The following is a 22,432-nucleotide window of genomic DNA, read 5'->3' as shown; positions in this document are numbered from 1 at the left end:
CATACGACACGGCACAATGCGCACGCCGTTGCTCCCGCCGCCCCCTCCCGCGAAGGCCCCTGGTAACCGATGCCGCTCACCCTCGCCTCACTCGTCCAGCACTCGGCGCTCAAACTCAGCGTCCGGGCGGGGGAAGGCCGCCTCGACACCCCCGTGCGCTGGGCCCACGTCAGCGAGCTCGCCGACCCCGTCCCGTACATGGAGGGCGGCGAACTCCTCCTGGTCACCGCCATGAAGCTGGACGCCGAGGACCCCGAGGAGATGGGCCGCTACGTACGCCGCCTCGCCGCCGCGGGAGTCGTCGGCATCGGCTTCGCAGTCGGCGTCAACTACGAGGCCGTACCCGAAGCCCTCGTCGACGCCGCACGGGCCGAGGACCTGCCGCTGCTGGAAGTGCCGCGCCGGACCCCCTTCCTCGCGATCAGCAAGGCCGTCTCCGCGGCACTCGCCGCCGACCAGTACCGGGCGGTCACCGCCGGGTTCGAGGCACAGCGGGACCTGACCCGGGCCGCCCTGTCCGCCGACGGGCCCGCCGAACTGCTGGCCCGGCTGGCCGCCCACGTCCACGGCTGGGCCGCCCTCTACGACACCTCCGGCGCCGTCGTCGCCGCAGCCCCCGACTGGGCCGCGCGGCGCGCCGCGCGGCTGACCCCCGACGTGGAGCGGCTGCGGGAGCGGCCCGCCCCCGCGAGCGCCGTGGTCGGCGGATCCGACGACCGGGTCGAACTCCAGTCCCTGGGCACCGGCCGCCGGGCGCGGGGCGCGCTCGCCGTCGGCACCGCAGCACCGCTGGGCACCGCCGAGCGGTACGCCGTGCACTCCGCGGTGGCGCTGCTCACCCTCACCACCGAACGCTCCCGCTCCCTCAACGACGCCGAGTCCCGGCTGGGCGCGGCCGTGCTGCGCATGCTGCTGGCCGGGGAGGCCGAGCACGCCCGGACCGTGGCCGGCGACCTGTACGGGGCCCTGCTGGAGGCCCCCTTCCGGCTGATCGCGGCCGAACCGGCGCTGCCGGGCACCGCCCGGCCCGAGGGGCTGGCGCTGCTGGCCGACGCGGTGGAGTCCGCGGCCGCCCGCACCGGTGAGGCGCTGCTGGTGGTGCCCGAGGAGGGCCGGCTGCTGGTGCTGGCCGCCGACGGGGGCTCCGCCGTGCACGCCTGCGCGGACCACGCGGAGGCGCTGGAGTCCCGCCGGGGGCGGGAGGCGGCCGGGCCGGAACCGGACGAACTGGTCGTCGGGCTGTCGGCCCCCGCCGGGCCGGCGGGCGTGGCGGCGGCCATGAAACAGGCCGACCAGGCGCTGGCCGTGGCCCGGCGCCGGGGCCGGGCGCTGGTGGAGCACGAGGAGATGGCGGCCGGCTCGGTGCTGCCGCTGCTGGCCGACGAGGCCGTACGGGCCTTCGCGGACGGGACCCTGCGGGCGCTGCGCGAGCACGACGCGGTGGGGCGGGGCGACCTGGTGGCGTCCCTCCAGGCCTGGCTGTCGCGCCACGGGCAGTGGGATGCGGCTGCCGCCGACCTGGGGGTGCACCGGCACACCCTGCGCTACCGGATGAAGCGGGTCGAGGAGATCCTGGGCCGCTCCCTCGACGACCCGGACGTCCGCATGGAGCTTTGGCTCGCCCTGAAAACCACCCCCACCCCGCCCTGACCCTCCGGCCCGCCGCCGGGACGCCGCCGCCGGGGCCGCAGCCCGGGCTCCGCCGGGGCTCTTCGCCTCAAACGCCGGCGGGGCTGACGTGGCTGCCCGGGGCCCTGCCCGCTCGGGCCTGGCTGTGCCCCAGCCTTTCGCCTCAAGCGCCGGCGAGGCTGGTTTTGCGGGGCGGCGTCCTGCCTGTTCGGGCCTGGCTGCGCCCGGGGCTTTCGCCTCAAGCGCCGGCGGGGCTTGGGGGGCCGGGTCGGGGGTGGTGGGGCGGTGCCCCTCCGGAGGGTCCTCCTCGGCTCGCGCACTGAGCTCTGGCTGCGAGGGGTTGGTCCGGGGTTGCGCGCTCGTCCTGCGGGAACCCTCCTGCACGTCCCCACCCCACCGCTCGGGCGTTGACGGGCCAGGGGTGTGGAGCCGTGCAGGGGTGTTCCCGCAGGACGAGCGCGCAACCGCCCTGACGGCGTGGGGTCAGGCTCAGTGCGCGAGCCGAGGAGGACACCCCGGAGGGGCGCCGCACCCCGACCCCCACCGACCAACCCCCACCACCCCAACCCCAAAAATCCGAAGCCCCCGCCCAGCCCCCATCAGCCCAGCCGGCGCTTGAGGCGACAGCCCGGGCGCAGCCCAGGCACGGCCGCCAAGGCCACGGCCGACGCACCAAGCCCAGCCGGCGTTTGAGGCGAGAGCCCGGGCGCAGCCCAGGCCCGGCCGCCAAGGCCCAGGCCCGGCCGCCAAGGCCCAGGCACGGCTGCCAAGGCCCAGGCACGGCCGCCAAGGCACAGGCTCGGCCGCCGCGGCCGCCTCGGCTTCGGCGGAGCCCCTGCGGGTGGGGTCAGCTTTCCGTGCGGTACATCAGGTCCACCTCGTGGGTGGTGAAGCCGAGGGCTTCGTAGACGGCGAGGGCCGCCGGGTTGTCGGCGTCGACGTAGAGCATCGCGTGGGGCAGGCCCTGCGCCGCCAGGTGGCGCAGCCCGATGGCGGTGAGGGCCTTGCCGAGGCCGCCGCCCTGGGCGCCGGGCCGTACGCCGACCACGTACACCTCGCCGAGCGCCTGCTCCGCGTGGACCTTGGTCCAGTGGAAGCCGACGATCTCCCCGTCCCGCTCGGCGAGGAAGAAGCCCTTGGCGTCGAACCACGGTTGGGCGATCCGGTCGTCCAGGTCGCGCTGGGTCAGCGAGCCCTGTTCGGGGTGGTGGGCGAAGGCGGCCGCGTTCGCCGCGAGCCAGCCGGCGTCGTCGGTGCCGGGCACGAAGGTCCGTACGGTCACTCCGGCCGGCAGCGCCGGCTCGGGCAGCGGGTCCCCGGCGGCCAGCGGGCGGCGCAGCTGCCGCAGCTCGCGGAAGAGGGCGAGGCCGAGGACCTGGGCGAGGTGTCGGGCGGCCGATTTGCCGCCGTGGGCCCATACCCGGATCCGCTTGCCGGAGGCGGCCAGCAGGGCGGTGCCCAGGGCCCGCCCGTGGCCGCGTCCGCGCAGCGCCGGGTGGACGACGAACTCGGCGGCGGGGGCCTCCACCGGGTCGGTGTCCTCCAGTTGCCCGTATCCCACGAGCCGGTCGCCGACGGTGAGCAGGAAGTGCCGGATTCCCTCACGCGGTCCGCCCCGCAGCTGGAGCCGTCCCTGCTCGGACACGGCGGTGGTGCCGTCCGTACGCGCCGCCTCCCCGATCAGGGTGAGGACGGCCGCGGCCTGGTCCTCGGTCAGTTCGTCAAGGGTGTCGATCCGGCGTCCCGGCTCCGGGGCCGCTGCTGCGTCAGTCATGGGACGAGCGTACGACCGCGGCGGGCGCGGGGCGGAGTGCGGGACCGGCGTCGGTCCGTCTTCTGCACGTAACCACCTCGATACCCGTTACCCCCTGTCGTGCTACGCGCGTTGACCATAGGCTGCGGCGGACCTCCCACGCTGTATCGCTGTCCACAAAGGGGATTAAATGTCAGCGACGCCACAACGGCACCGCCGAGCCCGCCGGTTGACCCTCGCCGCCCTCGCCGTCACGACCGGAGCCGGGGCGATGGTCGCCGCCGCACTGCCGGCCGGGGCCGCGAGTGGCGGCGGTGCCGGCAAGAGCCGCACCGTCGATGTGCAGATGCTGTCGTTCAACGACTTGCACGGCACCCTCGAACCCCCGCAGGGCTCCTCGGGCTCCGTGACCGAGCGTCAGGCGGACGGCACCACCAAGGCCATACCGGCGGGCGGGGTCGAGTACCTCGCGACCAGCCTGCGCGAGGCCCGCAAGGGCCACGAGTTCTCCGTCACGGCGGCCGCCGGCGACATGATCGGCGGCAGCCCGATGCTGTCGGGGCTCTTCCACGACGAGCCGACCATCGAGGCGCTGAACAACCTGGACCTGGACGTCTCCAGTGTCGGCAACCACGAGTTCGACGAGGGCCGCACCGAGCTGCGCCGCATGGCGTACGGCGGCTGCCACCCCGTGGAGGGCTGCTTCGAGTACGGCAAGACCTTCACGGGCGCCGAGTTCCCGTACCTGGCCGCGAACGTCACGGACGAGAAGACCAAGCGTCCGATGATGTCGCCCACCTTCATCTGGAAGAAGGGGGACGTGAAGATCGGTTTCATCGGCGTCACCCTGGAGGGCACTCCGGACGTCGTCACCGCCGAGGGCGTCAAGGGCCTGAAGTTCGGCGACGAGGTCGAGACGATCAACAAGTACGCCGCCGAGCTGAACAAGCAGGGCGTCAAGTCGATCGTCGCGCTGATCCACGAGGGCGGTCTGCCCGCGAACGGCGCGTACAACTACGACTGCGACGCCCCGGGTGCGGGGGCCGGCATCTCCGGTGCCATCGTGGACATCGCCAAGAACGTGGACGCCAAGGTCGACGCGCTGGTGACGGGCCACACGCACCAGGCGTACGCGTGCACCATCCCGGACCCGGCGGGCAACCCGCGCACGGTCACCTCGGCCGCGTCGATCGGCCGCCTGTACACGGACACCACGCTCACCTACGACCGGCAGACCAAGGACATCGTGCGGACGCCGGTGGCCTCGCCGAAGCCGGTGAACAAGGTCGTGACCCGTGACCAGCCCAAGGCCGCGGACATGACCGGTCTGATCCAGCGCTGGAACGCCCTGGCGGCCCCGATCGCCAACCGTCCGCAGGGCTTCATCGCCGCCGACATCCCCGGCCGCGGCTCCGAGGCGCTGGAGAAGCCGCTGGGCGACCTGATCGCCGACGCGCAGCTGGAGGCGCTGGCCCCGGCCGACAAGGGCGGCGCGCAGCTGGCCCTGATGAACCCGGGCGGCATCCGCTCGGACCTCGCCTACAAGGCCTCGGGTGCGGAAGGCGACGGGGTGGTGACGTACGGCGAGTCCTTCACGGTCCAGCCCTTCACCAACATGATGAACATCGTGGACCTGACCGGCGCGCAGCTGGTGACGGCGCTCCAGCAGCAGGTCAGCGGGCCGGTCAACGGGACGAACCCGAAGATCCTCCAGGTGTCGAAGGGCTTCACGTACACCCTGGACATGACGAGGAGCGGCGCGGAGCGCGTCGTCGTGGACTCGGTGCGGCTGGGCGGTGTGGCCATCGACCCGGCGAAGACCTACCGGGTCGCGATGAACGAGTTCCTCGCGGGCGGCGGCGACGGGTTCACCGTCCTGAAGGAGCACAAGAACAAGCTGGTGGGCGCGTCCGACCTGGACTGCTTCAACGCCTACCTGACGAACAACTCCTCGGAGCAGGCGCCGATCGCGGTGCCGGCGGCGAACCGCATCACCGTCGTCAAGTGACGCGGGCGGGGGCGCCGGTCCCCGCGCGGTAGGTGCCCGGAGGGGCGGAGGGGCGGAGGGGCGGGGGGCCGGGTGGCCCCCCGCCCCTCCGGCGCGTGCCCCCTGTGGCCCCACCGGGCGCGTGCCCCCCGCCCCTCCGGCGCGGGCACCCCCGCCCCCCGCGGCCCCACCGGGCGCGTGCCCCCCCCGTAGCACCCCTCCCCGGAGCACCCCCGGCGCGTGCGCCCCCCCGGCGACGGGCCCCCGGCAGGGCGCTCAGAGGGTCTGGAGGAAGGCGGCCACGGCGTCGTGGAAGCCCTTCGGGTCCTGGAAGGGGACGTAGTGCTCGGTGTCCAGGCCGACGTACGAGGTCCCGGGTCGCCGGGCGACCATCGCGTCGGCCTGCCGCTGCGGCAGGGCCTGGCTGCGCAGGCCGTGGATCAGCAGGGCGGGGCAGCGGCTCGCGGTCCAGACGTCCCAGTGCTCGCCGGAGCCGGAGTCGACGGTGGCCAGGGTGTCCTGCGGGTGGAAGGGCAGCCGCCAGCCGCTGCCGTCGGGAAGCGGCCGCAGGCCGGCTGCCAAGCCCTCGCCCATGGGGCCGCACGCCGCGAGGAGTTCCTCGCGGGTGGGGGCGGTGTAGGGGAGGCGGGCGACGAAGTCGAAGAGGTTGGGGCCCTTGCCGGAGGGGCGTTCGACCGGGCCGTCGACGTTGATCAGCGCGGAGACGAGGTCGGGGCGGGCCGCGGCCAGGTGGTAGGCGTTGAGTCCGCCGAGGGAGAAGCCGAGGACGGGCAGCGGGTCCTGCCGGCCGAGGTGGTCGAGCAGGGCGACGAGGTCGCCGACGTAGCCCTCGCGGCTGTACTCGGCGGCGCGGTCGGAGTCGCCGTGGCCGCGCTGGTCGGGGGCGATGACCCGCCAGTCGTCGCCGAGGGCGGTGGCCAGTCCGGCGTAGTGGGCGCCTTCGGAGAGGCCGCCGTGCAGGGCGAGCAGCGGGCGGCCGGGGCCCCCGAAGTCCAGGTAGGACAGGACGCGGCCGTCGATGGTCATGTCGTGGCGCATGGTGCTGGTCTCCCCCGTGTAGTGGTGCCCGTGCGGGTGTCCGCCGGGTGTCCGTGCGGTGTTGCCCCGTGCGGGTGCCGTGCGGTGGTCCCCTTGCGGGGTGTCCGTGCGGTGTTTCCCGTGTCCTCAGCCTGCCATCAGTTGGGCGGGCGCGCAATACGTTTGTCTTGGGCGGTTGCGCAAAACGGCCGGGGCTACCATCCCGGCATGGGAAATCGTGAGGACCTGCTGGCCGGGGCGCGTCGCTGCCTGGAGGAGAAGGGGTACCTGCGCACCACCGTGCGCGACATCGCCTCCGCGGCGCAGGTGAGCATGGCCGCGATCGGCTACCACTTCGGCTCGCGCGAGGCCCTGCTGAACCAGGCGCTGTTCGCCGCCATGGACGAGTGGGCCGCCGGGTCCGGCCGGCTCGCCGGGCAGGGCGCTTCGGCCGCGGAGCGGTTCGCCGACACCTGGGACCGCAAGATCCGGGACTTCGCCGAGATGCGCTGGCTGTGGACCGCCTCCGTGGAGGCCTTCGTGCACGCCCAGTCCTCGCCCGAGCTGCTGGCGGTCCTGGCCGAAGGGCAGCGCCAGTCCCGGCGGATGGTGGCGGCCCAGCTGCGCGGGGAGGCGGAGGAGGACGTGGCGCAGGAGGACGTACGGTCCCTCGGCTCGGTGCACATCGCCCTGCTGAGCGGGGTGATGGTGCAGGTGCTGACCGACCCCGACCATGCGCCCACCGGTCACGAGATCGCCCAAGGGCTGCGCGGGCTCGCCGAGTTGCTGGAGAAGTAGGACCTACCGACGGGTAGTAAACGCGGGTCCCGCACGCCATAATCCGGTCCCACCACTGGGTCGGCGAAGGGGCGGGCATGGGCATGGCACTGGACCGGAGGGCGTTCCTCACGGGGGCGGGGGCACTGGCGGCGACGGCCGCCGTCGGGCTGGGCGCAGCCGCCCCGGCAGCGGCCCGGGCGCTCGGCACCCAGGACTGGATGGCGGGCCTGGCCGACTCCACCGCCCTCCAGCGGATGACCATCCCGGGCACCCACGACTCCGGCGCCACCAAGGGCGGCCTCTACGTCGCCTGCCAGAACACCTCGATCGCCCAGCAGCTCGACTCGGGCATCCGCTTCCTCGACGTCCGCTGCCGGGTCACGGGCGGCTCGTTCGCCATCCACCACGCGGCCTTCTTCCAGGACCTGATGTTCGGTGACGTCCTCGTCGCCTGCGGGAACTTCCTCGCCGCGCACCCCTCGGAGACCGTCCTGATGCGGGTCAAGCAGGAGTACTCCGGCGAGAGCGACGCCGCGTTCCGCGCGGTCTTCGACGACTACCTCGACCAGCGCGGCTGGCGCCCGCTCTTCCGCATCGCCGACACCCTGCCCTCCCTCGGGCAGGCCCGCGGCAAGGTGGTGCTCCTCGCCGACAACGGCGGCCTGCCCGGACTGCGCTACGGCGACGGCACCGTCTTCGACATCCAGGACGACTACAACACCGAGCCGTTCGCCAAGCGCGGCCGGATCGAGAACCACTTCCGCAAGGCCGTCCAGCAGCCCGGCAAGCTGTTCGTCAACTACGTCAGCACCGCGGCCTACATGCCGCCCCGCTGGAACTCCGACCGCCTCAACCCGCAGGTGCACTCCTTCGTCGACGGCGGGGAGCTGGCCGGCCGGACCGGCCTCGGCATCGTCCCGATGGACTTCCCGAACACCCGCTCCGGGCTGGTCGCCTCACTGATCCGGCACAACTGACGGGCCGGCCGGCGGCGGGGCCGGCGCTCCCGGGATGCGGAGCACCGCCTCCGTGCCCGGGCCGCCGCCCGCCGCCGGCCGCAGCTCGGCGCTGCCGCCGGACCGGGCCGCCGTACGCGCCACGATCGACAGGCCCAGCCCGCTGCCGGGCAGGGCGCGGGCCGAGGAGGACCGCCAGAACCGCTCGAAGACGTGCGGCAGGTCCTCCGCCGGGATGCCGGGCCCGTGGTCCCGTACGGTCAGCTCGCCGGCCCGCAGCGTCACCTCGACCTCGCCGTCCGGCGGGCTGAACTTCACCGCGTTGTCGAGCACGTTGACCACGGCCCGCTCCAGCGCCGCCGCCTCGCCCCGTACGTACCAGGGCTGCAGGTCGCAGGTGAAGCGCAGCTCCGGACCGCGCAGCCGGGCCCGGGACAGTGCGGTCCCGGTGATCTCGTGCAGGGCGACCACCCCGAGCGGCCCGTGCGGGGAGGCGTCCGGCCGGGACAGCTCCTGGAGGTCTCCGATCAGCGAGGCCAGCTCCGTCATCTGCGCCGTGACCGAGTCCAGCAGCTCCCTGCGGTCCTTCGCCGGGATGGCCCGGCCGGTGTCCTCGCTGCGGGCCAGCAGCTCGATGTTGGTGCGCAGTGAGGTGAGCGGGGTGCGCAGCTCGTGGCCGGCGTCCGCGATCAGCTGGGCCTGCCGCTCCTGGGAGGAGGCCAGGGCGGCGGTCATCGAGTTGAAGGACCGCGACAGGCGGGCGATCTCGTCGTCGCCCCGGTCGGGGATCCGCACGGTCAGGTCCTCGGTGCGGGCGATGTGCTCGACGGCGCCGGTGAGTTCGTCCACCGGCCGCAGTCCGGCCCGGGCCACCCACAGGCCGGCCGCGCCCGCGCCCACCACGCCGACGCCGCTGACCAGGAGCAGCACCCAGGCCAGGGTCGACAGCGGCTTGTCGATGTCTGCGAGGGGTTTGGCGATGGAGATGCCGAAGACGGGTCCGCCGGGCACCGCCTGCGCCGGCATCGTGTAGACGCGCATGTCGGTGCCGTCGGCCGTCGTCACGTCCTGGAGGGCGGCCCCGCGCTTGCCGGCGGCGATCTCCTTGTCCACGGAGGTGACGGGCAGCGTCGCCGACCCGCTCACCCAGCAGTGCTCGCCCTGCGCGGTGACGATCTGCACCGACGCGTTCAGCTTCCCGGCGATGTCCTGCTGCCCCTCGGGCGGCCGCGTCGCGCACTGGCGGCCGTCCAGCACCCGGCCCACCTGCGGGTTCGGGTTGGTCGCCATGAGGGAGCTGTCCAGCTGGTCGCGGAGCTGGGTGCGCACCATCACCCAGGACACCGCGGCCACGGCCGCCACGGCGAGCGCCACCGCGACCGTGACGAGCAGGGCCAGGCGGGAGCGCAGCGGCAGCGCGCGGAATCTGGCGGCGGGACTCACTCGGGCCCGCTCTCGCCGGCCCGCAGGACGTAGCCCACTCCGCGCACGGTGTGGACGAGCCGGGGCTCGCCGCCCGCCTCGGTCTTGCGGCGCAGGTACATCACGTACACGTCCAGGGAGTTGGAGCTGGGCTCGAAGTCGAAGCCCCACACGGTCTTGAGGATCTGCTCGCGGGTCAGGACCTGGCGGGGGTGCGCGAGGAACATCTCCAGCAGCGTGAACTCGGTCCGGGTCAGCTCCACCGGCCGTCCGGACCGGGTGACCTCGCGCGTGGCGAGGTCCATCCGCAGGTCGCCGAAGGCCAGGACGTCCTGCGGCCCCTCCCGGCCGGGCTGGGGGGCGGCATACGCGCTGCGGCGCAGCAGGGCGCGGACGCGGGCGAAGAGCTCGTCCAGCTCGAAGGGCTTGACGAGGTAGTCGTCGGCGCCCGCGTCGAGGCCGGTGACGCGGTCGCCGACGGTGTCGCGGGCGGTGAGCATCAGGATCGGGGTGACGCTGCCGGTGGCGCGCAGTCTGCGGGCTGCCGTCAGTCCGTCCATGCGGGGCATCTGGATGTCCAGGACCAGCAGGTCGGGGCCGTACGCGTCGGCCTTGTCGAGGGCGTCGAGCCCGTCCACGGCGGTCTCGACGGCATACCCCTCGAAGGCGAGGCTGCGGCGCAGGGCCTCGCGCACGGCCGGCTCGTCGTCGACGACGAGTACGCGCTGCTGGTCGCCTTCGGCGTTCATGGGTGCTCCCCCAGGGTGGTGGTGATCGTCCGGGCCGTGTGCCGCGGGGCGCCGGGCGCCTCCCGCGGAGTCCTCCCAGCGTCGCACGCGGGCGGCGCCGGACCGGGCGGAGCCGGGGCCTGTGTCAGAAGCCGGTGGTGAGGCCGTTGCCGCCCGAGCGGCCGTCCTCGGCCGAGGAGCCGCTGCCGGCGCCGCCGGGGCCGCCCTTGCGCAGGGAGTCCAGATCGGCCTTGATCGTGTCGACGGGGATGGCGAAGCCGAGGCCGACGCTGCCGGCGGTGGAGCCGTTGCTGGAGGGGGAGTAGATCGCCGAGGGCATCCCGATGATCTCGCCGTTGAGGTTGACGAGGGCGCCGCCGGAGTTGCCGGGGTTCAGGGAGGCGTCCGTCTGGATGGCCTTGTACGAGGTGGTGTCCGAGCCGGTGTTCCCGTTGAACTGCCGGCCCCCGTACGAGAACGGCCAGCCGCTGCCGTCCTGCTGCCCGCTCTGCGGGGACTGCTGTTCCGACTTCGGTACGCTCACCTCGCGCTCCAGGGCGGAGACGATGCCGCTGGTGACCGTGCCGGTGAGGCGGTCGGGGGAGCCGATGGCGACGACTTCGTCGCCGACCTTCACGCTGCCGGAGTCCCCGAGCGTGGCGGGCCGCAGGCCGCTCGCCCCCTGGAGCCTGATCAGGGCGAGGTCCTTGTCGGGGTCGGTGCCGACGGTCTTGGCCGGGTACTTCTTGCCGTCGCTCAGGGTCACCTGGATCCGGGAGGCCCCGTCCACGACGTGGTTGTTGGTGACGATCTCGCCGTCGGCGCTCAGCACGATTCCGGAGCCGGTGCCCTGCCCGGACGAGGTGGAGGTGTCGATGCGGACCACGGAGGGGCTGACCTGCTCGGCGACGCCGGAGACGGTGCCGTGGCCGGACTGGGAGACGTTGGTGCCGCTGACGCCCCCGCCGCCGGCCTGGTGGGTGCCGGTGAACTGCTGGACGGCGGCTGCGGTGCCGCCGCCGACCACGGCCGCCGCGAGGGCCACCGCCGCCAGCAGCGCGACCGGCCGCTTGGCGCGGGGTGCGGGGGCCGCGGCGTGGGCGGGGCCGGGTCCGGCCGGCCCGCCGCTCCCCGCGCCGGCCGGGAGGGTCTCGCCCCGGATGACCGGGGGCTGGTGCGCCTCGTGCCAGCCGGGTGCGGCGGGCGGGTACGCGGGCGGCGGCGGGTACGCGCCGGCGCCGACGTCCTGGGCCGGCCGTTCACCGCCCCGCTGCCGGCCCTCGCCGAAGGGCGCGGGCCGGTTCGGGCTCTCCTGCGGGTACTCGCCTTCGCGGCGGAAGCTGTCGGTCATGGATACGACTGTGGCCGCGGATGATGAGAGCTTCCTGAGTCCGGGCTGAGAAGCCCGACAGAACCGTGTATGCCCGGAATAAGGCCGGGCCCGGCCCGGTCCCGGGCGACGGCCCGGTCACCGCACTAGCGGCAGCCGCAGCTGCGGCGGACCACCAGGGCCGACGGGAACTGTTTGAGGCGCTCGCGGCGCGAGCCGGCGATGCGCAGGCCGTCGTCCAGGACGAGGTCGACCGCCGCGCGGGCCATGGCCGGCCGGTCGGAGGCGATGGTGGTCAGCGGCGGGTCCGTGAGGGCCGCCTCCTTGACGTCGTCGAAGCCGGCCACCGCCAGCTCCCCGGGCACGTCGATCCGCAGCTCGCGCGCGGCCCGCAGGACGCCGATGGCCTGGTCGTCCGTGGCGCAGAAGATCGCCGGCGGCCGGTCCGGCCCCGACAGCACCTCCAGGGCCACGGTGTAGGCGTCGTAGCGGTTGTACGGGGCCTCGAAGAGCCTGCCCTCCACCGAGCGCCCGGCCTCCAGCATGGCCCGCCGCCAGCCCTCGACGTGGTCCGCCACCGGGTCGCCGACCGACGGGGTGTTCTCGACCCCGCCGATGCAGGCCACGTACGCGTGCCCGTGCTCCAGCAGGTGCCGGGTGGCGAGCTGTGCGCCGCCGATGTCGTCGGTGATCACCGCGACGTCGTCGATGGCCTCGGGGCGCTCGTGCAGCAGCACGATCCGCGCGTCCCAGGCCTCGATCTCGGAGGCGGCCCGCTCGCTCATGCCCTGGCTGACCAGGATCAGACCGGAGACCCGCATGCCGAGGAAGGCCCGCAGGTAGTGGACCTCGCGCTCGTCGCGGTAGTCGGAGTTGCCGACCAGCACCATCTTCCCGCGCTCGGCCGCGGCCTGTTCCACGGCGTGCGCCATCTCCGCGAAGAACGGCTGCCGGGCGTCCGGGACGATCATGCCTATGAGGTCGGTGCGCCGGGACGCCATCGCCTGGGCGACCCGGTCCGGGCGGTAGCCCAGGTCCTTGATCGCGGCGAGGACACGCTCGCGCGTGGCCGGGGCGACCGGCCGGGGTCCGTTGTTGATGACGTAGCTCACGACGGCGGTAGAGGTACCCGCAAGTCGCGCCACGTCATCCCGCGTCACCTTGGCCACGCGCGGCAGTCTACGCGGGGTGACCTACCTCTGGGCAGGGCGTCCTGCGGAGTGGATTCCGGCGGCCTCTTCCGCCGACCGGGTGACGGCCGCGGCGGCCTGCGCGGCGGCCTCGGCGGCGGCCCGCTCGACCTTCTCCGGCGTGACGAAGCGGTAGCCGACGTTGCGGACGGTGCCGATCAGCGATTCGTGCTCGGGGCCGAGTTTCGCCCGCAGCCGCCGGACGTGCACGTCCACCGTCCGGGTGCCGCCGAAGTAGTCGTAGCCCCACACCTCCTGGAGCAGCTGGGCGCGGGTGAAGACCCGGCCGGGGTGCTGCGCGAGGTACTTGAGCAGCTCGAACTCCTTGAAGGTGAGGTCGAGCACCCGCCCCTTGAGCTTGGCGGAGTACGTGGCCTCGTCCACCGAGAGGTCGCCGTTGCGGATCTCCATCGGCGAGTCGTCGGCCCCCAGCTGCCGGCGGCCGGTGGCCAGCCGCAGCCGGGCCTCGACCTCGGCGGGTCCGGCGGTGTCGAGGAGGACGTCGTCGATGCCCCAGTCCGCGGTGACGGCCGCCAGGCCGCCCTCGGTGACGACGAGGACCAGCGGGCAGCCCGGCCCGGTGGAGCGCAGCAGCTGGCACAGCGACCGCACCTGCGGCAGGTCGCGGCGTCCGTCGACGAGGATCACGTCGGCGCCGGGGGTGTCCACGAGGGCGGGGCCCTCGGCCGGGGCGACCCGGACGGTGTGCAGGAGCAGGCCCAGGGCGGGCAGTACCTCGGTGGACGGCTGCAGGGCGTTCGTCAGGAGGAGCAGGGAGCTCATGCCCGACCACCCCGTCCCGTTCCGGTCGGTCGGTCTGGCACGTTTCGCTGGTCCATCACGTCGGTTCCTCCTCGGTCCCGTCGAGGACGTGCTGCTTCGTACGTGGTGCGTCGTGGTGCCCGGTGGTGCGTCGTCCCGTACGGCGTCCGTGCGGTCCCGCGCCCTGAGGCCGGACGGACACCACTGTTCCCGGGTCGTTCAACGTGCCGAAAGCACAAAAGGACCCGGGGGCAACATTGCCCGGATCCTCTCGCCAGCAGAATAGCCCACCTCCCGCTGCGGGGCCGAGGCCGTGAACGGTTCCACTTCTGTGGTGCCCGCCACGCACCCGGCCCGCGTATGTCCCGGTTTCACCGGATGGGCGGCCCCCCGGGGGGCCTGCCGGGCGCACCCGGGGCGCGCGGGTGCACGCCGGGGCGGGGGCGGCGAGGGGTCATCATGGAGGCCGACGGTAGAGAGCCGACGATAGGAGCTGCAGTGGCAACCGGAACCATCCGCTACTGGGCGGCGGCCAAGGCCGCGGCCAAGACGGCGGAGGAGCCGTACTCGGCGCAGACGCTGGCCGAGGCGCTCGACGCCGTGCGGGAACGCCACCCCGGGGAGCTGACCCGGGTCCTGCTGCGCTGCTCCTTCCTCGTGAACGAAGAGCCCGTGGGCAAGCGCCCGCACGATGCCGTCCAGCTGACCGAGGGGGGCACCGTCGAGGTGCTCCCGCCGTTCGCGGGCGGGTGAGCGGAAACCGATGAGCACCCCTGAGGAACAGCAGCAGCGACAGCAGCAGTACCGCCGGCAACTGCACCAGGAGCAGCAAGAGCACCAGGAGCAGCACCAGAACCAACACCAGGCGCAGCACCAGGACCAGGACCAGCACCAGCCGTACCCGCAGCCGGAGCCGGAGCACGATCCGTACGGGACCCAGACCTGGCAATCCGACACCTGGGACACCGGCTACCAGCCGCAGCACCCGCCGCTGGGCGCGGTGCCGGGGCAGCCGGTGGCGCCCGAGGGCTGGTTCCGCGACGAGGCCCCGGCCCCGACTCCGGCACCGGCCGAGGAGACCGCGTACCTGCCGCCCTACCCCGGCCCCGGACAGCAGGAGGGCGCCGCCCCGGACGGCTGGTTCCGCGAGGAGCCCGCAGCGCAGTGGCAGCAGCCGCAGCAGCCGCAGCAGCCGCAGGCCCCCGCCCCGGACTGGTCCCGGCAGCCCGAAACGGCCTACCTCCCGCCCTACCAGGAGCACCCGGCTCCCGCCGCGCCGTACCCCGCACCCGCACAGCAGCAGGGCGCTGCCCCGGACGGCTGGTTCCGTGACGAGGCCCCGGCGCAGCAGCCGCAGCAGCCCCCGGCCCAGGACTGGTCCCACGGCGGGACGCCCTGGCCGGACACCGCCGCGGCGGGGCCGGGCGGGTACCCGGCGCCCGGGTCCGCGGCCGCGGACCCGGAGCAGGTCCCCCGCCAGGTCCCGGCCGAGGAGACCGCCTACCTGCCCCCGTACCCCGGCCCCGGCCCGGAGGCCGCCGCGACGCCGGGCGAGGCACCGGGCGAGGCGCCGGGCGAGGCACCCGCGTACTCCCCGCCCACCCTCGGCGGGAACACCGTGCGCGCCGTCGACCCGGCCCAGGCCCGCGCCGAGGGCCTGTCGCCGATCATCGACCCGGGTCCGCAGCCGGCCCTGCTGACGGCCGCCCTCGGCGTCCTGCTGGCCGGAGCCGCCGCCCTCGGCCCGTACGCCCTGCTCGCGCCGCTGATCGTCCTCCAGGGCCTCACCGCGGCCGGCTGGTTCCGGCTCAACGGCATGTGGCCGGCCCGCCAGGGCATCGCCCTCGCCTTCCTGGGCGCCCTGGTCGCCGACGCGGCCGTGCTCGCGGTGGAGCCCGCGTACGGCCCCGGCGCCATCGTCGGCACCCTCGGCGCCTGGGTGCTGCTCACGCTGGTCCTCCAGTTGCGCAGCCACGCCGACCCGGACGAGCGGATGTACGGGCTGATGGCCTCGGTGGCCTCGGCCGCCCTCGCCATCGTCTGCACGGGATATCTGGCGGCCGGCACCGAGGCCGTCACCGTCGGCGGCGCGGCCGTCGCCGCGGCCGTCTTCGCCCGGGCGCTGCCGCTGCCCGCCGGGCCCTCGGTCGGCGTCTCGCTGGCCTCGGCCGCCGGCGTGGGCATCGCGGTGGGCGGGCTGACCGTCGGAGCGGGCGGCGGGGCGCTGCTCGGCCTGGCGGCGGGCGTGTGCGCGCTGGTCGGGCTGCGCGTGGCGGCGTACGACTACCCGTCCAAGTTCGTGCACATGACCGCCGGGGTCGCGCTGCCGCTGGCGGCGGCCGCGCCGGCCGTCTACCTGATCGGGCGGGTGGTGGGCTGACGGCCGTTTGACGGCGGCCATGGTCAACTAGAACGCACGTACCGACAAGCAGGGGGGTGGACACGTGCGTTTCCTGCGTGTCGTGGTGATCGTCGCAGTGGTCCTGGGGGCGCTGCTCGCAGGGGTGGACCGGTGGGCGGTCGGCTATGCCGAGGGCCGGCTGGCCGATCGGATACAGGCCCGCCAGGGCCTGTCCGGGAGCACCTCGGTGGACATCCACGGCTTCCCGTTCCTGACCCAGGCGCTCAGCCACGACCTGGAGCGAGTAGACATCGCGCTCAAGGGTGTGGACGCCACCGCCGACGGCCGCAAGCTGCGGCTGACGGAGCTGGACGCGCGTTTCCACGACGTCAAGCTCAACGGGGACTACACCGGGGGCACCGCCAGGCGGGCCGAGGGTGAGGCGCTCATCACCTGGGCGGACCTGACCGCGGCCTCGCAGACGGGTGCGACCCTCAGCTACGGCGGCGCGCCCGACAAGGTCAAGGTCACCGCGAGCGTCGAGGTGCTCGGCAAGTCCCTGACGCACAGCGTGGTGTCGACCATCAGCCTCCAGGACGCCGGGGACGGCAAGGAAGGGAAGATCGTCCGGGTGCGCGCGGACTCCGTGCCGGGCGACGGCGTCCCCGGGGTCGAGAAGGTGGTCCGCAGGAAGACCGACTTCGACCGCCGCCTGGACGACGGCCTGCCGGCGGGCCTGCGGCTGACCGCTCTGACCTCGGACGAGGCGGGTGTGCACCTCACGCTGGGCGGCTCGGACGTGGCGCTGGCCGGATCGTGAGACGACGCGGTCCGATCCTCAGATGAACGGACCGCAGGACAGGCCCCGGGAGTGGTCGGATGACCGCCCGGGGCTTTCTCGTCCCAGTATGCGGACGATCCTGTCTCGAAATATGACACACCGGTGACAGGGCGGCTGATTCGTCCCTACGATCCATCCCTATGAAGCATCAGCAGGCGGACCTCACGAAGCGGCGGGCAGTAGACCTGTGTCGCGTCGCCGCCATGCTCTGTCGATCCATGTGACCTTGAGCGATCCGCTCCACCAGCCGGACGACAGCCCCTTCGCCCCTTCCGCGTGACCGCACCGCCCACGGTTGCCTGCCGCCTCCCCGCGCAGGGCCCACGGGCGCACCCGGCCGCACGCACGCCGCACCCGCAGCCAGCAGGTCCGCAGCCTCACCAGCACCGCCCCGCCGCACACTGCCCCGGAGGAGAACACCATGAGCCGCAGCGACGTCCTCGTAGACGCCGACTGGGTCGAGGCCCACCTGAACGACCCGAAGGTCGTCATCGTCGAGGTGGACGAGGACACGTCCGCCTACGACAAGAACCACATCACCAACGCCGTCCGGATCGACTGGAAGAGCGACCTCCAGGACCCGGTGCGCCGCGACTTCGTGGACCAGGAGGGCTTCGAGAAGCTCCTCTCCGCCAAGGGCATCGCCAACGACGACACGGTCGTCCTCTACGGCGGCAACAACAACTGGTTCGCCTCGTACGCCTACTGGTACTTCAAGCTCTACGGCCACCAGGACGTCAAGCTCCTCGACGGCGGCCGCAAGAAGTGGGAGCTCGACTCCCGCGACCTCGTCGACGGCAAGGAGGTCCCCAACCGTCCGGCGACCACCTACAAGGCCAAGCCGCAGGACGCCTCGATCCGCGCCTTCCGCGACGACGTCGTGGCCGCGATCGGCAGCCTGAACCTGGTCGACGTGCGCTCGCCCGACGAGTTCTCCGGCAAGCTGCTCGCCCCGGCGCACCTCCCGCAGGAGCAGTCGCAGCGCCCCGGCCACGTGCCGAGCGCCCGCAACATCCCGTGGTCGAAGAACGCCAACGACGACGGCACCTTCAAGTCGGACGAAGAGCTGACGGCCCTCTACGAGGCCGAGCAGGTCGACCTGGCGAAGGACACCATCGCCTACTGCCGCATCGGTGAGCGCTCCGCGCTCACCTGGTTCGTGCTGCACGAGCTCCTGGGCCAGGAGAACGTCAAGAACTACGACGGCTCGTGGACCGAGTACGGCTCGCTGGTCGGCGTGCCGATCGAGCTCGGCCCCAACAAGTAAGCACAAGGCGACCCTGCCGGGCACGCAGGGCCCGTGGACGTACGACCTCTCTAGGACAGGACAGAGAACATGTGTGGAGCACAGATCGGCGGGCCCGACCTCGCGACGCTGAAGCCCGGTGAGACCGCCATCCAGGGCCAGGTGACCAAGAACGGCGAGCCGGTGTCCGGCTACGTCCGGCTGCTGGACTCGACCGGTGAGTTCACCGCCGAGGTCCCGACCTCGGCGACCGGCCAGTTCCGCTTCTACGCCGCCACCGGCTCCTGGACGCTGCGGGCGCTCGTCCCCGGTGCCCAGGGCGAGCGCGCCGTCGTGGTCGCCGAGGCGGGCGGCGTGACGGACGTGGCGATCGCGGTCTGACCGACCGTGCCCGTGCACCGATGACCGGCCGAAGGGCCGCACCTCCGGGGGTTGGACGCCACTGGAACGAGGTGCGGCCCTTCGCGCCGTCCGGATCCGCCCTACGCTGGAGTCATGTACGCCCGGCGCCGGCGCGCCTACTTCCTGCTCATGGGCGGATGCCTGGTCCTCTTCGTCTCCGCCTGGTCCTTCGTGCGCCTCTTCTCGGTGGAGGCGGCCGTGGCCCTGTGCGTGGTCGCCATGGTCATCCCCCCGGTCGCGGCGATGATCGCGAACCGGCGCGGCCCCGAGGACCGCTGGTGGGACGATCCCTCGGGGGACCGCACGTCCGACGAGTGGTGGGACGAACTGGACGGAAAACGACGTCACGAGGACTGAAACCCCTCGATGCGGAAACGTGATCGACTTCCGTACAACCGCTCCTCTCCAGGGCTGGTCATGGATGCACGCGGGTAATCCAACCCGCGCCTGACGTCCTGTGGGGGGACCTCCTTTGCAACCCGAACAGACCACCGCCGATCAGCGGAAAGAGGGGGAGAGCGGCCGGGACTCGGACACTCCGGACCTGCCCGCCGCTGCCGGGCCCGCACCCGGCCCGGAACCGACGCCCGAGCCCGGGCAGCCCCCGGCCCCCGAGCCCGCGACGGCCGATGCGGACACCGCAGCACCCGCTGCCGAACCCGCCGCCGAACCCGCCGCCGTGCCCGCCGATGTGCCTGCCGACGTGCCTGCCCCCGCGGCCCGCCGTCGCAGCCGGGCCCGGACGCCGCTGCTGATCGCCGCCGCGGCCGTACTCGGCGTCCTGGCCGGTACGGTCACCGGTTACGCGGTCCAGTACGACCGCGACCCCACCCCGCTGCCGCCCCTGGCCCAGCAGGACGTGGCGGCGCCGAAGCCGATCGCGCCGGACGACGCCACGACGCACCGGACGATCAACGCCAACCGCTGGCACAAGTCGGACGACGACCTCACCAGACTCCTGATCGAGGCGCCGAGCGGGGCGAAGCTCCAGGGCGTCGGGTACGACACCCCGGACTCCCTCGCGACCACCTTCGAGCGCCCGGACCTCGCCCTGCGGAGCCTGACGAAGAGCGGCTTCCGGAGGATGGCAATGGCGACGTGGACGCAGGACGACCGCGTCGTCGTGGAGGTCCGTCTGCTGCAGTTCGCCGACTTCGAGGGTGCGGACGACTACCTGCGGGAGCAGTCCGGCTACATGCCCGAGAAGGAGTTCGCGGGCAATGACGGCGTGGCCGTACCGGGCGTACCCGACACCCTCGGGCACGTGTGGGTGGATGCGGAACTCGACGAGGAGCCGGGCTACTACCCGACCCGCGAAGCGCGGGCTCTCATCCGCCGCGGCGACATCGTCGTGGACCTCTTCTACCACGACAACCGCGGCAAGATCGCCGAGAGCGACGTCATCGATCTGGCCACGAAGCAGCTGGAGCGACTGTGACCGAGCCCCAGCACCACGACACCCCGGCGGCGCCCGCCGCGCCCGCGCCCGCCGCGCCCGTACCCGCGCCCGCCGCGCCCGCGGCATCCGTGCCCGCGCCCGCGCCCGCCGCGCCCGCTGCATCCGTGCCCGCAGCCGTGGCGGCGACCGGGACCGGGACCGGGTCCGGGGCACCGGCCCCGGTGGAGCCTCCGCGCCGGTCCCGCCGCAAGGCCCTCACGCTCGTCGCGGCGGGAGTGGCCGCAGCCGTCCTCGCCGGCGGCGGGATCTGGGCCGCCGCGGCCATGGAGGACGCCGACCGCACCGCGCCGACCGCCTACTGGGTCCCCGTCGGCGAGCGCGTCAAGACGCCCGACGATCCCGCGGAGGTGCCGGCGAACGCTCTCACGGGCAGGCTGCTCCCGCTTCCCGGCGGCTACGTGTACGGCCCCGACCTCGGCGCCGACGGCAACAACTTCCACCTGTCGGGGGAGAAGGCGGTCGAGGGCTTCAAGGAGGCCCGCAACGGCCTTTCCCGCTCGGAGCGCAAGAAGCGCGACGACATGCTGGCCGAGCTCAAGCTCAAGGGCCTGGCGGGGCGGAGTTACGCCCAGGTCTCCGGCGAGATGATCGCGGAGGTCCGCGTCATGCAGGCGGACCCGCAGGCCCTCGGGTCGTTCTCGGAGGTCTCCAAGAAGCTCCTAGGCCTCACCGGTGACGGCCGCGACGCTCCGAAGGTGGACGGCTTCCCGGACGCCAAGTGCTCGCTGCTGGCGGTCGGCGAGGAGAAGAAGGAGAAGATCGACTCCGTTTACTGCGTGGCCGTCGAGGGCGACGTGATGGTCAACTTCCGCGCGTACGGACCCAAGCCCGGCTTCGCCCCGGCCGATGCCGTCGCCTTCTTCAAGAACCAGCTGAGCCACCTGAAGTCCCCCGGGGAGTCCGTGTGACCGAGCAGAACACCAGCGGGCCCTCCGCGGAGCCGCCCGCGGCCCCGACCGCCCCCAAGGACCGGCGCAAGCTGTTCGCCCTCCTGCGCTGGACCACCGCCCTGGTGGTCTTCGCCGGGACCGGCGCGGGCGTCGCGTACGGGATCGCGCAGCCCGAGCGCACCGAGATCCCGGGCCTGGCCACCGAGGACGACGGCCGCTGGGTCTACCCGCCCCTGGCCCTGCCCGCCCTGCCGGCCGGTGCGGCGCTGCCCTCCGCCGAGGACAATCCGGGCGGCATCCACTACGCGGGCCTGACCCAGCTGCTGCTGCCCGCGCCCGAGGGCTCGAAGCCCGATGCGGCGCTCAAGCTGGAGAAGGACTCGAAGGTGACCGCGGACACCTTCCTGGAGGAGTACGAGGCCGAGGCGCGCGAGACCCTCAAGAAGCACTTCCTCACCGACGGCCCGCGCGAGATCGCGGCCCGCGGCTGGACCATGCCGGACGGCACGGTGACCCGTGTCTACCTGGTGCGCTTCTCCTCTTCCGGATTCGTGGCCGCCGCGAACCTCTGCACGGGGCAGCGCAGTCTGAACGGTGTCCACAATCTGCCGCTGGACGTCGACTGGACGAAGGCCCGGAGTTCCCAGTCGATGGAGGGCGACAGCATCTCGCTCTACAAGGAGGGCGACCCCGTCGGGGACGAGCAGACCGCCCTCGGATGCATCCGGTCCGGTGATGTCCAGGCCGTGATCATCCAGCACCGCAAGGGCAAGGTGGCCTCCGTCCCCCTGCACCAGACGGCGATCCTGCAGAAGCAGCTGCTGGACTGACCCGCGGGGGCGGCGCGGTACCGCCGACCTCGAAGAGTGGGCCGCTCCCCGGGCCAGTAGGCTTGGGGACCGGCCCGTCCACCGCACCGAATCCTCCGAGGAGCACCCCGTGCTTGAGGCAGTCTTCACCTCCCTGCTGGTCCTGGTCTGCGTCGGCGTCCTGGCCTTCACCGGCCTGGCCGTCAAGAAGCTGTACCAGGGTCAGCGCTGAGCCCCGGCTCGGCAGACCGCCCCGGAACCCCTCCCACAGATCGCCTGAGCCACTCATGATCCAGATCCCGTCCGACCTGAACCCGGGCCTCGTCCCCCTCGCCTTCCTCCTCGGCAACTGGGAGGGCGCGGGCGTCTTCGACTTCCCGGGTGAGGAAAAGTGCAACTTCGGCCAGGAAGTCGTCTTCACCCACGACGGGCGGGACTTCCTGGAATACACCTCCCACACCTGGGTCCTCGACGCCGACGGCAATAAGGTGCGGCCGCTGGAGTCCGAGTCGGGCTACTGGCGCATCGACAAGGACCGCAAGGTCGAGATCGTCATGGTCCGCGACCAGGGCGTCGTCGAGGTCTGGTACGGCGAGCTGGCCGACCAGAAGCCCCAGATCGACGTGGTGACGGATGCGGTCGCGCGGACCGCGGCCTCCGGCCCGTACAGCGGCGGCAAGCGGCTCTACGGGTACGTGAAGAGCGACCTGATGTGGGTCGGCGAGAAGGCCACCCCGGACGTGGAGCTGCGCCCGTACATGTCGGCCCAGCTGAAGAAGGTCGTCACGCCCGAGGAGGTCGCCGAGATGGCGCGCAACCTCCCGGACATGCCGGACGACGGCATCGCCTTCTTCCGCTGACGGACCCGG

22 protein-coding genes are annotated in these 22,432 nt (G+C 73.3%); 15 read left to right on the top strand and 7 right to left on the bottom strand.

The genetic code is table 11. The features are described from left to right. The first annotated feature begins 69 nt into the window (after nucleotides 1-69). Nucleotides 70-1,650 carry a PucR family transcriptional regulator gene (locus ACLJTM_RS02355; RefSeq protein ID WP_411101637.1) on the top strand — a complete coding sequence of 527 codons (1,581 nt, stop codon included), beginning with the start codon at nucleotides 70-72 and terminating at the stop codon, nucleotides 1,648-1,650. Between the two features lie 826 nt (nucleotides 1,651-2,476). Here the strand turns inward: ACLJTM_RS02355 and mshD are convergent. Further along, entirely contained in the window at nucleotides 2,477-3,403 is a 927-nt protein-coding gene (gene mshD, locus ACLJTM_RS02350; protein ID WP_411101636.1) for a mycothiol synthase, read from the bottom strand. A 169-nt stretch (nucleotides 3,404-3,572) separates the two neighbouring features. Between mshD and ACLJTM_RS02345 the strand changes: the two genes are divergently transcribed. Next, nucleotides 3,573-5,390: a bifunctional metallophosphatase/5'-nucleotidase gene (locus ACLJTM_RS02345; RefSeq protein WP_411101635.1), complete on the top strand. Its 1,818-nt coding sequence runs from the start codon at nucleotides 3,573-3,575 to the stop codon at nucleotides 5,388-5,390. Nucleotides 5,391-5,645: 255 nt separating this feature from the next. Here ACLJTM_RS02345 and ACLJTM_RS02340 read toward each other — a convergent pair whose 3' ends face one another. Beyond that, nucleotides 5,646-6,428, bottom strand: a complete 783-nt coding sequence (locus ACLJTM_RS02340) for an alpha/beta fold hydrolase (protein WP_411101634.1) — start codon at nucleotides 6,426-6,428, stop codon at nucleotides 5,646-5,648. Nucleotides 6,429-6,635: 207 nt separating this feature from the next. On the opposite strand from ACLJTM_RS02340, the gene ACLJTM_RS02335 reads away from it, so the two are divergent. Next, nucleotides 6,636-7,205: a TetR/AcrR family transcriptional regulator gene (locus ACLJTM_RS02335; RefSeq protein ID WP_411101633.1), complete on the top strand. Its 570-nt coding sequence runs from the start codon at nucleotides 6,636-6,638 to the stop codon at nucleotides 7,203-7,205. Between the two features lie 77 nt (nucleotides 7,206-7,282). Continuing rightward, nucleotides 7,283-8,164, top strand: coding sequence for a phosphatidylinositol-specific phospholipase C (locus ACLJTM_RS02330; RefSeq protein ID WP_411101632.1), 882 nt, complete (start codon nucleotides 7,283-7,285; stop codon nucleotides 8,162-8,164). On the opposite strand, the gene ACLJTM_RS02325 is transcribed toward ACLJTM_RS02330, so the two are convergent. The 5 genes from ACLJTM_RS02325 to ACLJTM_RS02305 form a co-directional block, all read right to left on the bottom strand. Next, the gene (locus ACLJTM_RS02325; RefSeq protein WP_411101631.1) at nucleotides 8,144-9,586 is read right to left on the bottom strand and encodes a sensor histidine kinase; all 1,443 of its coding nucleotides are present in this window, start codon (nucleotides 9,584-9,586) and stop codon (nucleotides 8,144-8,146) included. The genes ACLJTM_RS02330 and ACLJTM_RS02325 overlap by 21 nt on opposite strands. Next, nucleotides 9,583-10,314, bottom strand: a complete 732-nt coding sequence (locus tag ACLJTM_RS02320) for a response regulator transcription factor (protein WP_411101630.1) — start codon at nucleotides 10,312-10,314, stop codon at nucleotides 9,583-9,585. Before ACLJTM_RS02320 ends, ACLJTM_RS02325 begins: the two co-directional genes overlap by 4 nt. Before the next feature lie 124 nt (nucleotides 10,315-10,438). Further along, nucleotides 10,439-11,644: a S1C family serine protease gene (locus ACLJTM_RS02315; protein ID WP_411101629.1), complete on the bottom strand. Its 1,206-nt coding sequence runs from the start codon at nucleotides 11,642-11,644 to the stop codon at nucleotides 10,439-10,441. 125 nt (nucleotides 11,645-11,769) lie between these two features. Beyond that, nucleotides 11,770-12,792, bottom strand: coding sequence for a LacI family DNA-binding transcriptional regulator (locus ACLJTM_RS02310; RefSeq protein WP_411101628.1), 1,023 nt, complete (start codon nucleotides 12,790-12,792; stop codon nucleotides 11,770-11,772). Between the two features lie 24 nt (nucleotides 12,793-12,816). After that, on the bottom strand, nucleotides 12,817-13,596 hold the full coding sequence (locus ACLJTM_RS02305; RefSeq protein WP_411101627.1) for a response regulator transcription factor: 780 nt from the start codon (nucleotides 13,594-13,596) through the stop codon (nucleotides 12,817-12,819). A 477-nt stretch (nucleotides 13,597-14,073) separates the two neighbouring features. Between ACLJTM_RS02305 and ACLJTM_RS02300 the strand changes: the two genes are divergently transcribed. From ACLJTM_RS02300 to ACLJTM_RS02250, 11 genes are all read left to right on the top strand, one after another. Further along, nucleotides 14,074-14,328 (top strand): MoaD/ThiS family protein, encoded by a 255-nt coding sequence (locus ACLJTM_RS02300; RefSeq protein WP_411101626.1) that lies wholly within the window; start codon nucleotides 14,074-14,076, stop codon nucleotides 14,326-14,328. A gap of 10 nt (nucleotides 14,329-14,338) precedes the next feature. Beyond that, nucleotides 14,339-15,955, top strand: coding sequence for a hypothetical protein (locus ACLJTM_RS02295; RefSeq protein ID WP_411101625.1), 1,617 nt, complete (start codon nucleotides 14,339-14,341; stop codon nucleotides 15,953-15,955). Between the two features lie 64 nt (nucleotides 15,956-16,019). Then, on the top strand, nucleotides 16,020-16,736 hold the full coding sequence (locus ACLJTM_RS02290; protein WP_411101624.1) for a DUF2993 domain-containing protein: 717 nt from the start codon (nucleotides 16,020-16,022) through the stop codon (nucleotides 16,734-16,736). A 161-nt stretch (nucleotides 16,737-16,897) separates the two neighbouring features. After that, nucleotides 16,898-16,981, top strand: coding sequence for a putative leader peptide (locus ACLJTM_RS02285; RefSeq protein WP_350206375.1), 84 nt, complete (start codon nucleotides 16,898-16,900; stop codon nucleotides 16,979-16,981). A gap of 197 nt (nucleotides 16,982-17,178) precedes the next feature. Further along, nucleotides 17,179-18,024 (top strand): sulfurtransferase, encoded by an 846-nt coding sequence (locus tag ACLJTM_RS02280; protein WP_411101623.1) that lies wholly within the window; start codon nucleotides 17,179-17,181, stop codon nucleotides 18,022-18,024. A gap of 69 nt (nucleotides 18,025-18,093) precedes the next feature. Beyond that, nucleotides 18,094-18,384, top strand: coding sequence for a DUF1416 domain-containing protein (locus ACLJTM_RS02275; protein ID WP_411101622.1), 291 nt, complete (start codon nucleotides 18,094-18,096; stop codon nucleotides 18,382-18,384). A 114-nt stretch (nucleotides 18,385-18,498) separates the two neighbouring features. Next, on the top strand, nucleotides 18,499-18,762 hold the full coding sequence (locus tag ACLJTM_RS02270; RefSeq protein ID WP_411101621.1) for a DUF3099 domain-containing protein: 264 nt from the start codon (nucleotides 18,499-18,501) through the stop codon (nucleotides 18,760-18,762). 115 nt (nucleotides 18,763-18,877) lie between these two features. Beyond that, the gene (locus ACLJTM_RS02265) at nucleotides 18,878-19,843 is read left to right on the top strand and encodes a hypothetical protein (protein WP_411101620.1); all 966 of its coding nucleotides are present in this window, start codon (nucleotides 18,878-18,880) and stop codon (nucleotides 19,841-19,843) included. Then, nucleotides 19,840-20,772, top strand: coding sequence for a hypothetical protein (locus ACLJTM_RS02260; protein ID WP_411101619.1), 933 nt, complete (start codon nucleotides 19,840-19,842; stop codon nucleotides 20,770-20,772). The genes ACLJTM_RS02265 and ACLJTM_RS02260 overlap by 4 nt, the downstream gene beginning before the upstream one ends. Then, a complete protein-coding gene (locus ACLJTM_RS02255; protein ID WP_411101618.1) occupies nucleotides 20,769-21,584 on the top strand; it encodes a hypothetical protein in 816 nt (271 codons plus the stop codon). Before ACLJTM_RS02260 ends, ACLJTM_RS02255 begins: the two co-directional genes overlap by 4 nt. Before the next feature lie 266 nt (nucleotides 21,585-21,850). Next, a complete protein-coding gene (locus ACLJTM_RS02250; RefSeq protein WP_411101617.1) occupies nucleotides 21,851-22,423 on the top strand; it encodes an FABP family protein in 573 nt (190 codons plus the stop codon). The last annotated feature ends 9 nt before the right edge of the window (nucleotides 22,424-22,432 follow it).

This window comes from Streptomyces sp. cmx-4-9, assembly GCF_046548835.1.
In the GTDB taxonomy this organism is placed as follows: Bacteria; Actinomycetota; Actinomycetes; order Streptomycetales; family Streptomycetaceae; genus Streptomyces.
Note: the sequence above shows the minus strand (reverse complement) of the source record. Positions and strands in the feature narration are given on the sequence as shown.

Bases quoted from the DNA above. Each gene is read 5' to 3' on its own strand.
- ACLJTM_RS02355 (WP_411101637.1), top strand. From the start codon at position 70: ATGCCGCTCACCCTCGCCTCACTCGTCCAGCACTCGGCGCTCAAACTC.
- mshD (WP_411101636.1), bottom strand. From the start codon at position 3,403: ATGACTGACGCAGCAGCGGCCCCGGAGCCGGGACGCCGGATCGACACC.
- ACLJTM_RS02345 (WP_411101635.1), top strand. From the start codon at position 3,573: ATGTCAGCGACGCCACAACGGCACCGCCGAGCCCGCCGGTTGACCCTC.
- ACLJTM_RS02340 (WP_411101634.1), bottom strand. From the start codon at position 6,428: ATGCGCCACGACATGACCATCGACGGCCGCGTCCTGTCCTACCTGGAC.
- ACLJTM_RS02335 (WP_411101633.1), top strand. From the start codon at position 6,636: ATGGGAAATCGTGAGGACCTGCTGGCCGGGGCGCGTCGCTGCCTGGAG.
- ACLJTM_RS02330 (WP_411101632.1), top strand. From the start codon at position 7,283: ATGGGCATGGCACTGGACCGGAGGGCGTTCCTCACGGGGGCGGGGGCA.
- ACLJTM_RS02320 (WP_411101630.1), bottom strand. From the start codon at position 10,314: ATGAACGCCGAAGGCGACCAGCAGCGCGTACTCGTCGTCGACGACGAG.
- ACLJTM_RS02315 (WP_411101629.1), bottom strand. From the start codon at position 11,644: ATGACCGACAGCTTCCGCCGCGAAGGCGAGTACCCGCAGGAGAGCCCG.
- ACLJTM_RS02305 (WP_411101627.1), bottom strand. From the start codon at position 13,596: ATGAGCTCCCTGCTCCTCCTGACGAACGCCCTGCAGCCGTCCACCGAG.
- ACLJTM_RS02295 (WP_411101625.1), top strand. From the start codon at position 14,339: ATGAGCACCCCTGAGGAACAGCAGCAGCGACAGCAGCAGTACCGCCGG.
- ACLJTM_RS02285 (WP_350206375.1), top strand. From the start codon at position 16,898: ATGAAGCATCAGCAGGCGGACCTCACGAAGCGGCGGGCAGTAGACCTG.
- ACLJTM_RS02280 (WP_411101623.1), top strand. From the start codon at position 17,179: ATGAGCCGCAGCGACGTCCTCGTAGACGCCGACTGGGTCGAGGCCCAC.
- ACLJTM_RS02275 (WP_411101622.1), top strand. From the start codon at position 18,094: ATGTGTGGAGCACAGATCGGCGGGCCCGACCTCGCGACGCTGAAGCCC.
- ACLJTM_RS02270 (WP_411101621.1), top strand. From the start codon at position 18,499: ATGTACGCCCGGCGCCGGCGCGCCTACTTCCTGCTCATGGGCGGATGC.
- ACLJTM_RS02250 (WP_411101617.1), top strand. From the start codon at position 21,851: ATGATCCAGATCCCGTCCGACCTGAACCCGGGCCTCGTCCCCCTCGCC.